General features: G+C 45.8%; 10 protein-coding genes and 1 pseudogene. 9 read left to right on the top strand and 2 right to left on the bottom strand.

Going from position 1 to position 11311, the window contains the following annotated elements; translation table 11 throughout:
• Nucleotides 1-84 precede the first annotated feature (84 nt).
• Nucleotides 85-2349 carry a patatin-like phospholipase family protein gene (locus QUA10_RS27820; protein ID WP_333085748.1) on the bottom strand — a complete coding sequence of 755 codons (2265 nt, stop codon included), beginning with the start codon at nt 2347-2349 and terminating at the stop codon, nt 85-87.
• Nucleotides 2350-2978: 629 nt separating this feature from the next.
• Between QUA10_RS27820 and QUA10_RS27815 the strand changes: the two genes are divergently transcribed.
• The 9 genes from QUA10_RS27815 (at nt 2979) to QUA10_RS27775 (ending at nt 10786) form a co-directional block, all read left to right on the top strand.
• Nucleotides 2979-4799 (top strand): efflux RND transporter periplasmic adaptor subunit, encoded by a 1821-nt coding sequence (locus tag QUA10_RS27815; RefSeq protein ID WP_333085745.1) that lies wholly within the window; start codon nt 2979-2981, stop codon nt 4797-4799.
• Between the two features lie 303 nt (nt 4800-5102).
• Nucleotides 5103-6368: an ABC transporter permease gene (locus QUA10_RS27810; protein WP_333085743.1), complete on the top strand. Its 1266-nt coding sequence runs from the start codon at nt 5103-5105 to the stop codon at nt 6366-6368.
• 367 nt (nt 6369-6735) lie between these two features.
• The gene (locus tag QUA10_RS27805) at nt 6736-7071 is read left to right on the top strand and encodes a cation:proton antiporter subunit C (RefSeq protein ID WP_015176833.1); all 336 of its coding nucleotides are present in this window, start codon (nt 6736-6738) and stop codon (nt 7069-7071) included.
• Complete coding sequence (locus QUA10_RS27800; protein WP_333085741.1) at nt 7068-8498, top strand: cation:proton antiporter; 1431 nt, start codon at nt 7068-7070, stop codon at nt 8496-8498. The genes QUA10_RS27805 and QUA10_RS27800 overlap by 4 nt, the downstream gene beginning before the upstream one ends.
• The gene (locus QUA10_RS27795) at nt 8495-8878 is read left to right on the top strand and encodes a Na+/H+ antiporter subunit E (protein ID WP_333085739.1); all 384 of its coding nucleotides are present in this window, start codon (nt 8495-8497) and stop codon (nt 8876-8878) included. Before QUA10_RS27800 ends, QUA10_RS27795 begins: the two co-directional genes overlap by 4 nt.
• Nucleotides 8879-9029: 151 nt before the next feature.
• Nucleotides 9030-9260, top strand: a complete 231-nt coding sequence (locus QUA10_RS27790) for a hypothetical protein (RefSeq protein ID WP_190739580.1) — start codon at nt 9030-9032, stop codon at nt 9258-9260.
• On the top strand, nt 9257-9544 hold the full coding sequence (locus QUA10_RS27785) for a monovalent cation/H(+) antiporter subunit G (RefSeq protein ID WP_333085736.1): 288 nt from the start codon (nt 9257-9259) through the stop codon (nt 9542-9544). The genes QUA10_RS27790 and QUA10_RS27785 overlap by 4 nt, the downstream gene beginning before the upstream one ends.
• On the top strand, nt 9534-10121 hold the full coding sequence (locus QUA10_RS27780; RefSeq protein ID WP_333085735.1) for a DUF4040 domain-containing protein: 588 nt from the start codon (nt 9534-9536) through the stop codon (nt 10119-10121). Before QUA10_RS27785 ends, QUA10_RS27780 begins: the two co-directional genes overlap by 11 nt.
• Nucleotides 10121-10786 carry a Na(+)/H(+) antiporter subunit B gene (locus QUA10_RS27775; protein WP_333085734.1) on the top strand — a complete coding sequence of 222 codons (666 nt, stop codon included), beginning with the start codon at nt 10121-10123 and terminating at the stop codon, nt 10784-10786. Before QUA10_RS27780 ends, QUA10_RS27775 begins: the two co-directional genes overlap by 1 nt.
• Before the next feature lie 258 nt (nt 10787-11044).
• Here QUA10_RS27775 and QUA10_RS27770 read toward each other — a convergent pair.
• Nucleotides 11045-11311 (bottom strand): annotated as a pseudogene (locus QUA10_RS27770) (hypothetical protein); the annotation flags it as partial.

Genomic DNA, 11311 nt, shown 5'->3' with positions numbered 1-11311 from the left:
AGTGATTGCCTCTTTGACTGGATATCCATTCATATTAAATGGGTTATCTGTAGCAAATATTTAGGAAAATGGTATTAGCTTAATCTAACTCAAATCGTTGCCAATCGATGTGATCACACAAAGGTTATGATTGTCATCCATAACCACCCGACCGTTTGCAATGGCTTGTCGGAATTTTTTGATATCACAGGGTCTTGCTTTGGGGTCAGGTGTCTGCTGATCGATAAAGTCCCTTGAGTGCTTAGAGATGAGCCAACCCAGAGGCAACTTAACGCCATCACCTGACTTTTTCAGGAACAAGGTTCTGAATTTATATTTGAGTGGATCATCAATCCCATCATTGACCGTGAACGTAGACAACTCAACAGCACTGCGGCTGCGGGACTTGCGCGCACTAAACAAGGCACGAACTGGCGATAAAGCCTCGTTCAGTCCTTCTCTCTTGAGTTGAGTTGTAGGCTCGTTAAATTGCCCATCAATTAAGGATAGGTAGACAATTTCAAAGGTTGTTCCGTAACCCTTAAGTCGCTGTAAGCTGCGTCCAATGTCCAAAGCAGTAGGAATACCAGAATTATCAAAATAACCGCCATCAGCCAAATGCAATTTACTTTTGTCCTTACTGCGTTGGTACCACCCTACAGGGGTGAAGTAGGGAAAACGAGCACTGAGGCCAGCCGCTGTACTCAGTCTCAAATCTAGATCGGGTTCATCAATGGCAATATTTTCTTTGTTGGGCAAGTTAATCTGAAAGGGGCTGATCACTAGGCGATCGCCAGTTTCGACAACAGTTGTGTTGAGAACCAGTGCAGGGGCTATGCCCTGGGGCTGCCAGTGTTGGTAAAAAGACTGCCGCAAGGGATTATCTTGATTTGGAAGAGACAGCTTATCCCAAGCTTTTTCAAACGCAACTTCCAGACCTCTTCCCCGATCCCAATCGTATATTGGGAAAAAGATAAATCGTTGAATCAGGTCAGGGAATAGCCCCATCGTTAGGAGGGGCGTAAGCAAGTCACTGCTAAACAGTTTGCTAGCTGTTTGGCTAAGGGATTTACCACTAATTCCACCAAATTTCACCAAACTTGAAAAAGCAGAAGCCCCCAAGCTACCGCCAGAAACACTACTGATTGCAAATATATGCTGAGGAAAACTTGGAAAATATTCTGTTAGCTTTGTGAAGGCTGTCGCTGCATGATAAGCGGCATAGATACCCCCACCTTGAGCCGCAGCGATATAGACAGGATAGGGTTTATTTGAGAATTGATCGAGATCGGGGCGATTAGCTAACCATTGCTGAAAACTAGATTCTAAAGCTGGAAGGACTGACTTTTCGGGTTTGCTAAATTGTCGAAAGCGATGATTGTCATTAAAATTAAAATTGCTAGAAACAAGAATCAACACGATGAGAATCGTAATCCCAGGTATTTTGGTTTGCAGACCCCAGTCGTAAATTGTTGAAAAAACAACCACCACAATCGTCAATGATATTGCCACCACACTAATTGATCCCAGCAGATCGGGAAGAAATGTCGGAGGCATTATCAACCCTAATGCGAGGGATGCCAGTAGAGAAATTGAACAAGTCCTAACAACTGTAATTCGTGATTTTAGCGTGTGTTGCCAAGAAAACAGCGCCACATTAAAAACTACGAGCAACACAAAAACAGCAACTAAACCAAAAGACAACTGTGAATCTTTTGCTGCCACGATCATAGGCAAAGATAAAACAATAAAAACAAAGCAGGCTAGATTAACAAAGATATTTTCAAATCTTTGCCCAAATAGACCTTCCCCCTTCTTATTAGAGGCAAAGGAACCTAGGCACTTTGAGTCTTTTAAAAGTTCAATACGTTTTATTATTAAATAAGATAAAATTACTAATAAAACTATATTGCTAAACATCCACAATAGCAAAAAAATATTGGGAGTAGGATCTGATAAGTTCTGCAATGTTTTTTGGGTAGCCCAAGTACCATAAGCAAGGCTACCCAGTGGTATAGTACCTAGCAAACGAGGTGCATTTTTGTATAAGCAATCGAATTTTGGCTTGTAGAATTCAGGAAGACGAGCTTCATAGCATTTCTCATGTAAACGTGCGGCGAACCACACACCAAGTGAAAGCAAAACAACAAATACTGTAGAAAAAACTGCCTGAGCTACATTCTTATCGAAAGCAATTACACGATAGACCTCAATGGTTTGATCAATCTGGGTAAAAAAATACCAAGCTGCGATTGCAACTGTCAGAGGCACTCTTAAATATATCAAGAACTGCACGATGGGTTTAAGCTGGTTTTCAAAGCAATTAGAAAATTTTTGACTTAATTTATTTCTGTTCTTAATTTCAGCCATATATCACTACCCAATGACTTTAAGGGAACATCTCTATCTTGAAATAACTGCAACCTAACGGCTAAATTGAGCGGAAAACGATCGCCTCTGACTCAAACCTCAAATATTGCGATTTTGTCAGATCCAATGATTCGTTAGGCATCGATCGCTTAACAATTATTTATGCTTTGCGCTCACCGATAACTTCAGCTTGACTAAAATCATAGGTGTTTGTCCGCTCCAATGATTTGTTATACCTCGATCGCTTCCATAGTCCGGACTGTTTTTAGTTCTTAGGCTGAAACCCTCGATTTTCCATTGGTAGTTCGATAGCCGAATCGCCTTGAAACCCTTATTATACGGTTGGCAATCAAAAACTGTCCGAAGTATTGTTAACAATTATTTATGCTTCGTGATCGCCAGCCCAAAATGCTCACTCATCCCAAAATTCGTGGTGTGACACGCTCGCGGGTGCCGAAGGTGGGATCAATTTTAGCGTGAGGTTCTTTCTCTAGAGTCATGTTTAAGTCGTCCAGGACTGTGAGTGACTTGGGGCCACCACAAACGCAAAAACTCGATGAGACTTCAATTGAACGTTTTCTGTTCCCGATCGGTCTAAATTGAACAGACGCCCGATCGGTCTAATTTATATGTACTTAGTAAAGCACTTTCAGATTAAAAAAGAGCTGACTCCCTGGCTTAGCGGACTCCTCGCCACATCCCTGCTGGCAGGAGTAGGCTACACAGCTTACAGCCAACTCACAGTCAAATCCAGCCGCGAAACCAGACGCAAGGAAAAAACCGTTGCTGTCGAAAGAGTGAATTTGCCGATTACAGTTTCGGCAAACGGCACAATTGTGCCCGAACGTTCCGTTAACGTCAGCCCCAAAACTTCAGGAATGCTCAAAAGTTTGCTTGTCAAGGAAGGAGATCAAGTTGAACAAGGGCAGATTCTCGCCTACATGGACGACTCCAACCTCCAAGGGCAACTTACCCAAACTCGCGGACAACTCGCAGCCGCAGAAGCAAACCTGGAAAAATTGGTCAACGGCACTCGATCGCAGGATATTGCTGTGGCTAAGGCAGTGTTAACAGAACAACAGGCAAGTCTGGAAAAATTGGTCAACGGCAATCGCACCCAAGACATTGCTGTAGCTGAGGCAGCGTTAGCTGAACAACAGGCAACCTTGCAAAAATTGCTCAACGGCAATCGAAGCCAGGATATTGCCGTAGCCGAGGCACAACTAGCTGAACAACAGGCAAATTTACAAAAATTGCTCAAGGGCAATCGGCCTGAAGACATCGCCCAAGCGATCGCCAAACTCAGAGATGCCGAATACGCCAAAAACCAAGCAGAGGAAGACTTTCAGAGAAATCAGGAACTCTATAATGCCGGAGCGATTGCTTTGCAAGTTGTCAACAACTCCCGCACCGCGCGCGATCGAGCTCAAACCCAAGTCAGGCAAGCTGAACAAGCTGTAGCTTTGCTGCAAGCGGGTACTCGCCCCGAAGAAATCGCTTCTGCGCGGGCTGCTGTGGAGCAAAAACGGCAAGCTTTGACCCTGGCACGATCGGGGGCACGCCCCGAAGACATCGCAGCAGGGCGGGCTGCTGTGGAGCAAAAACGGCAAGCTTTGGCCCTGGCGCGATCTGGCGCACGCCCCGAAGACATCGCAGCAGCCCAGGCCGCCGTCGAGCAAAAACAGCAAGCTTTGGCGCTGCTAGAAGCCGGTTCCCGCCCCGAAGACATCGCCCAAGCCCGCGCCCAAGTTCTCGCCGCTAGAGGCAGCCTGCAAAGCGTTCAAGCGCAGATTAACGACACTGTGCTGCGGGCTCCTTTCACCGGCACTGTTACCCGCAAGTACGCCGATCCGGGCGCTTTTGTGACTCCCACTACGGCAGGTAGTGCGGTTTCTTCGGCGACTTCTTCTTCGATTTTGTCCTTAGCTTCAAAAAATCAATTAGTAGCAAACGTAGCAGAAACTAATATTTCTCAGATTCAGATCGGCCAGGCTGCGTCTATTCAAGCCGATGCTTTTGCGGGAAAGACTTTTACAGGTAAAATCACTCAAATTTCGCCTCAGTCGATCGTCCAGCAAAATGTGACAAGTTTTGAGGTAAAAGCGGCAATTATTAATGATGATAAACAAATCCTGCGATCGGGCATGAATGTGAATGTTGAGTTTAAGGCTGGTGAACTCAAAAATGTTTTGGTAGTTCCGACTGCGGCAATTGTCCGCCAACAAAGGGAAACGGGGGTTTTTGTTCCGGGTGGAGAAGATGGTAAACCTGCTTTTATGCCGATTAAGACTGGTATGACGGTGGATGATAAGACGGAAGTGCGATCGGGTTTGAAAGGAGATGAAAAAGTGCTGCTTAGTTTACCCCCCGGATTGCGGCCTAGATCCCAAAATCCATCGCCGGGCGGGATTCCGGGTTTGCAACCGGGTGGGGGAACGCGCTTGCGTTAGTTAGTCCGCGCAGTCGGGGCTAGTTGGTTCGTCGTAGAGTCCGCCAGGGATTGAAATCCCTGTCTCATAGCGAAAGTCCTCGCTCAAGAGGACTGAAGATTTAGTTGATCTACATCAGTTTCAGACGAATTTTCAGTCGGTTTCAACCGACTGTCTTCTATGAGACGGGGGTTTTAACCCCCGGCGAGTCGTACCACAAATCATATCGTTTCCGGTTGCATCGTCAGGTGATAAATTAGGTACCAATTTAGGCATACTTCTTAGAAGTTGCCACCAAATAATAAATAATAAATAACAAACAACATGAAATTACAGACTCGCCCCGGCACCAACAAAATCTCTAACGTTCAAATCGCGTTCATGGCGACAGAGGCGCTGTGGAATAATAAGTTGCGTACCAGTTTAACTATGCTGGGCGTAATTATTGGGATATCTTCGGTAATTGCCATTACTTCGGTGGGACAGGGAGTACAAAAATCAACTGAAGAACAGTTAAAGGCTTTGGGTACGAATGTGCTGTTGGTGTTATCCGGTGCTTCGCGATCGGGCGGTGTCAGTCAGGGAAGCGGTTCTGCTACTACCCTTACTTGGGATGACGCTAGGGCGATCGGCAAACAAGCTCCTGCTGTTAAGGCAATTTCGGCTTATTTGCAGCGCCAAGTGCAAGTCGTTTATGGCGGACAAAATTCATTTACTGCTATTTTGGGAACGGATTTAAATTATCCCGATGTCAAGAACATTCAACCTCAACAAGGACGGTTTTTTAACGAGGATGAATTGAATGCTGCTGAGCCAGTAGTTGTCCTCGGTTCTAAAGTGCGGGACGAACTTTTTGGAGCCGGAGCTAATGCGCTCTCCTCCGATATTCGCATTCAGGGAAACCGCTACAAGGTCATTGGAGTGATGGAAAGCAAGGGGTCTGTAGGGGGAACCGATCAGGACGATCGAGTGTATATTCCCCTCAAAAATATGTCTTCGAGGATTGTGGGGAGAAATTCTTTAGCGGGGATTGCGATATCGGGTTTTTGGTTGGAAACTGCGGGCGAAGCGGATTTAGCTGATGCTCAATTTCAAGTAGAAAACATCATGCGCTTGCGCCACAATATTTATCCGCCACAACCGGATGATTTTCGAGTTGTCAATCAAGCTGAAATAGTTAATACTTTTAGCAATGTGATAGGTTTATTTACGGTTATGATCGGAGCGATCGCCGGAATTTCTTTGGTGGTGGGCGGTATCGGTATTGCTAATATTATGTTGGTGTCTGTTGTGGAACGCACTAAGGAAATCGGGATTCGCAAAGCAGTAGGCGCTACTAATGCAGCAATTCTCATTCAATTTATGGCGGAATCTATTTTAGTTTCCACGGTGGGGGGAACGGCGGGTATTGGGTTGGGAATTGCGATCGCCTTTGGGGCCTCGACAGCGTTCAAATTTCCGTTTGTGGTTTCTGTATGGTCGATCGCAGCAGGTTTTGGGCTATCCTTTACTGTAGGCTTATTGGCTGGAGTGCTACCGGCTCGGAATGCGGCTCGCTTAGACCCGATCGCAGCCTTGCGGAATGATTGAACTTAGTGATGTTCGCCCCAGTTAAATTGAACAATCCTGGACGCAAGTATCACAATTATAGTCCTGGAGGCACGAGTGGTCTGATACCGATTTTGATGGAAGATCAGATTTCGTTGTCGTAACGCGACTTAGACAAAAATTACGTTAAAAATTGCTGCAAACAAAGACAGGTAAAGGGTTTGAGCTTGAATTGGGTTCTATCCAGAGCTGACAAGGATTTCAGCTCTGACAGGGCATCAAACTCTTTCCCTTACCTAGACAGCTTTTCAGGTCTTTGAGCGGCTAGAAAATGTCTAAGTTTCATTAGAAATAATATACGTCTCTTCAAATATAATAACAAAAACCCCTTATCCAACAGGCAATTTCCATGTTAGAAGCATTGGTATTGGCGACAGTATTTTGCGGATTTTTTGGTATTATCTTCAAAAAGAACCTGATCATGAAAATCGTCTGTATGGATGTCATGAGTACAGGGGTTATAGCCTATTACGTGGTGGTGGCATCGCGAGAAGGCTGGCTGACACCAATTATTTCAAAGGGGAAAAATGTCGCTTACGCCGATCCGGTTCCCCAGGCGGTGATCTTAACGGCGATCGTGATCGGCTTTTCGATTCAGGCTTTAATGCTGGTCAGTGTGATGAAGCTGGCACGAGATAATCCGACATTAGAAAGTAACGAAATCGAGATGAATAATACCCCATGAATACCCTGACGCTAGCCTGGATTGGACTCCCGTTTTTGGTCGGATTTACTATTTATTTGATTCCGAAGTTTGACAAGTATCTCGCAATATTCGGAGCGATCGCGTCCGCTGCCTATGCGTTCCTGCTTTTTGCTATGCCGTCAGCGGTGACGCTGGATTTACTGGATAATTTCAGTGTCACGTTGTTAGTCGATCGCTTGAGTGGCTATTTTATCTTAACCAATGCCTTAGTCACAGCAGCGGTGATTATCTACTGTTGGCCCACAGATAAGACGGCATTTTTTTATGCACAGATTCTGATGGTACACGGCAGCCTGAATGCGGCATTTGCCTCTACTGACTTTATCAGTTTATATGTGGGGTTAGAGGTCAGCGGCATTGCGGCGTTTCTCTTGATTGCCTATCCTCGCACCGATCGCTCGATTTGGGTGGCTTTGCGCTATCTATTTATTAGCAACACGGCAATGCTATTTTATCTAGTCGGTGCCGTGCTGGTTTATAAGGCAAGTCATTCGTTTAGTTTTGCAGGCTTGGGTGCAGCACCCCCAGAGGCGATCGCTCTGATCTTTATGGGACTCTTGGTTAAGGGAGGTGTGTTTGTATCGGGGTTATGGCTACCGTTAACTCACTCGGAAGCAGAAACGCCTGTGTCGGCTTTGCTGTCAGGGATTGTGGTCAAAGCGGGGGTATATCCCCTCGTGCGCTGTGCGCTGATGGTGGAGGAGGTGGCACCCATCGTCCAAATCTTTGGCGTCGGGACGGCGCTGCTGGGCGTGTTCTATGCCGTTTTAGAAAAAGATAGCAAACGGATGTTGGCTTTTCACACGGTTTCGCAGTTGGGCTTTATCCTCGCTGCACCGTCCGTGGGTGGGTTTTATGCGCTGGCCCACGGTTTGGTCAAATCGTCGCTGTTTCTGATTGCAGGATCGTTACCGAGTCGTAATCTGAAAGAATTGAAACAGAAGCCGATCGATACCAATATCTGGATTGCCTTAGTCATAGCTAGCTTATCAATCTCTGGGTTTCCCTTGTTGGTTGGCTTTGGGGCAAAGGTGTTGACGGTGAAGAATTTGGGTTCCTGGCAAGTGATCGCGATGAATGTCGCAGCAGTCGGAACAGCAATCTCTTTTGCTAAATTCATCTTTCTACCCCGTGGCGGACAAACAGCAGCCAAACCCGGTTTTTGGCCTGCGGTGTTGCTGTTGCTAGCTGGGCTGATTGGAGCCAATGCTTTTGATCTTCAGGCTTATACGCTGGAAAATATGCTTAAGGCGATCGCCATCATCGGCGTTGGTTGGTCAGCCTATTTTCTAATTTTTCAACGAACAGCAATCAAACTGCCACGTATGCTTGAAGAATTCGATCATTTGGTCGGTTTTATGAGCTTGATTTCCCTCCTACTATTCTGGATGGCATTACCCACATGATTGGACAGCTAATATTAAGACTGACGATCTGGTTTTTACTTACTGCCGATTTTAGTTTGGCAAATATTGCGATCGGCTTCATCATTGCTTTCCTGTTGCCGCGCAGCTACGCACCCCCGGAACCTTTGAGGGAATGGTTGGGGGTGTCGGGTAATATATTCAGGGCGATTCCGATAGCTTATCTGGAAGCTTTTGAACTCATCTTCCGTCCCCACAGACACGAAGATGTGATCATGGAAAAAGTGCCAAACCATCGAGCGCCCTTGCTGATCTTCCTAGATGTCCTCCTGATTACTTTTACTCCTAAGACGATTGTCGTGAAATATCACGAAGAGGGTTTTTACGAAGTACACCGAGTGCGACGGACATCAAACACATAGCTAAACTTTGTTTCTGAAGGATTTAACCGCTCTTGACGCAGAGTCAGAGAAGAGAAGAGAAGAGAGAAATGAATAATTTCGATTGAGCTAAGTAAGAAAAAATCAGGAGTGCACACAATTGAACAACTTAAACAACTTGATTTTAATTGCCATGATTTTGGCTCTCCTTATACCCATGTACGAGGTATGGAAAGATCATGATATCTGGCAAACAATGTTGGCGTTTGCCAGTATTTCGACCAAGGCGGCAATCATCGCTCTCGTCATATCCGTCTGGCGCGATGATTGGATGATCGGTGTGGTGGCGGCGATTATCCTAAGTGTGGGTAATGCTGGATTGATGTTGTTGGCACAAATAATCAAACGTATCACTGAAGCATGATCGTAATAGATGTATTGAGCTATACCTGCATCGGTATAGGGATTTTTTTCTGGTTTTGGGGTACTTCTTTCCTACTTGGGAAGCGATCGGTTTTATATAAACTGCACAGTCTTTCGGTATCAGATACGCTGGGTTCGATGGCGATCCTCGTCGGATTGCTGCTGAAAATACCTAATAAATGGCCCCTGCTGATTCTGGCGATCATTTGCTTAGCAATCTGGAACACAATGCTGGGATATGTGTTGGCCTATTGTTCCAAAACAGGGAGTAACTATGAACGATAATAGCTACATTTATGTCCTCGTCGCTCTGCTACCGTTAGCTGCTGGTATGGTGGTATTTCAGGTCAATCCATACCACGCATTGGTACTGCGGGGGGTATTGGGAGCGATCGCGGCCTTGGTGTATACAATTTTAGGCGCGGGGGATGTGGGCTTGACCGAAGCCTTGATGGGCACCCTGCTCGCGATTACACTTTATGCAGTGACGGTGCGTTCATCCCTCGTGCTGCGTCTGGGTGTAATCGAAGAGGCGACAGAGGGCGATGCTATACCAAACAACAAAACCGCAGGTCATTTTAAGCAACTGATAGATGACATCCGCACAGTTTTTCAGAAACGCCATATGCGCCTGGAACTGGTTCCCTATGCGAGTGCACAGGCATTGCAGCGGGCGCTGATGGAAAAAGAAGTTCATGCAGCTTGTTCCCCAGAAAACCAACTAGAACACAGCGGCGAAGCGCAACTTTATAACACCGCAATCAGAGTTCGGCGTGTCTACGACATCATGCAAACCGAACTTTCATCACCGGGGACAACCCTAACCTATGTAAATACACCAGACGCAGAGGACAAACATTGATGAAGTGGGTTTACTTTTTATCAGGGATAGCGCTGTTTGTCAAAATGCTGCTAATCGCCAATCCCACAATGGAGTTATCGCAGCAAAGTTCGATCGTCGAATTGGTTGTTCAAGATAGTGGAGTAACCAATGCAGTTTCCGGTATCATTTTGCGAAATCGGCTGTACGACACGATCTTTGAAGTCGTGGTATTTACGATAGCCATCTTGGGTGCAAGTTTTATGCTAGCCAATGAAAAGCCGTCCTGCGCCATATATCAGTTTACCGATCAACCATCGATTATTTTGGCGCGATTGGGAGCGACGATTGCCGCGTTGGTGGGTATCGAACTAGCAATTCGCGGGCATTTAAGTCCAGGCGGTGGTTTTGCAGCGGGTGTAGCGGGCGGAACTGCGATCGGCTTGGTAGCGATTACCTCATCACCGCAGTGGATGCAAGAAATCTACCAGCGCTGGCACGCCGCGACTTTGGAGAAGGTTTCGGTACTTGTTTTCATTGTATTGTCCGTTATCACTCTGTCAGGATATGAGTTACCCCACGGAGAGTTAGGCACGCTTTTCAGCGGTGGCATTCTCCCCTTGCTCAATATCCTGGTTGCAGTCAAAGTCGCATTAGGATCGTGGGCGGTGCTTTTGGTGTTTATTCGCTATCGCGGATTGCTATGACAAATGTTCCGATCTCAAATCCATTGACATAGAAATTATTCATCTCTCTAAATCTCTAACTCTGTGTCCTCTGTGTTCTCTGCGGTTTAATCATTCAGAAACAACCGTAAACGATATTTTACGTTTATAAGGCTGACGCACGAGTAGTCAGAAACCGGGTTTTTTTGCGAAATACTTCGTTACACCCGCAGAAAGGGTAAAAAACCCGGTTTCTTTGCTTTTGATAATAAGGAATTCCTGTGTACTCATCTGCGTTTATCAGCTTGCATCTGCGGTTAAAAAATCCCAATCGACCAGCCTTGCTAGATTAAGACAATTTAAAATGCTGGATTTAATCGGGCGTTTTTCATCCCAAAATACGATCGCTGAATAAAAGTTAATTGCCACCTGTGAATTCAAAAGCTCAAAAGTTTGACGTGCAACTCTCTCGTTGTCAAAGCTGAGAAAGTAATACCATTTTCCTAAATATTTGCTACAGATAACCCATTTAATATGAATGGATATCCAGTCAAAGAGGCAATCACT

This window comes from Microcoleus sp. Pol8_D6, assembly GCF_036700965.1.
Taxonomy (GTDB): Bacteria; Cyanobacteriota; Cyanobacteriia; order Cyanobacteriales; family Microcoleaceae; genus Microcoleus.
This window is presented reverse-complemented; position numbering and strand designations above follow the sequence as displayed.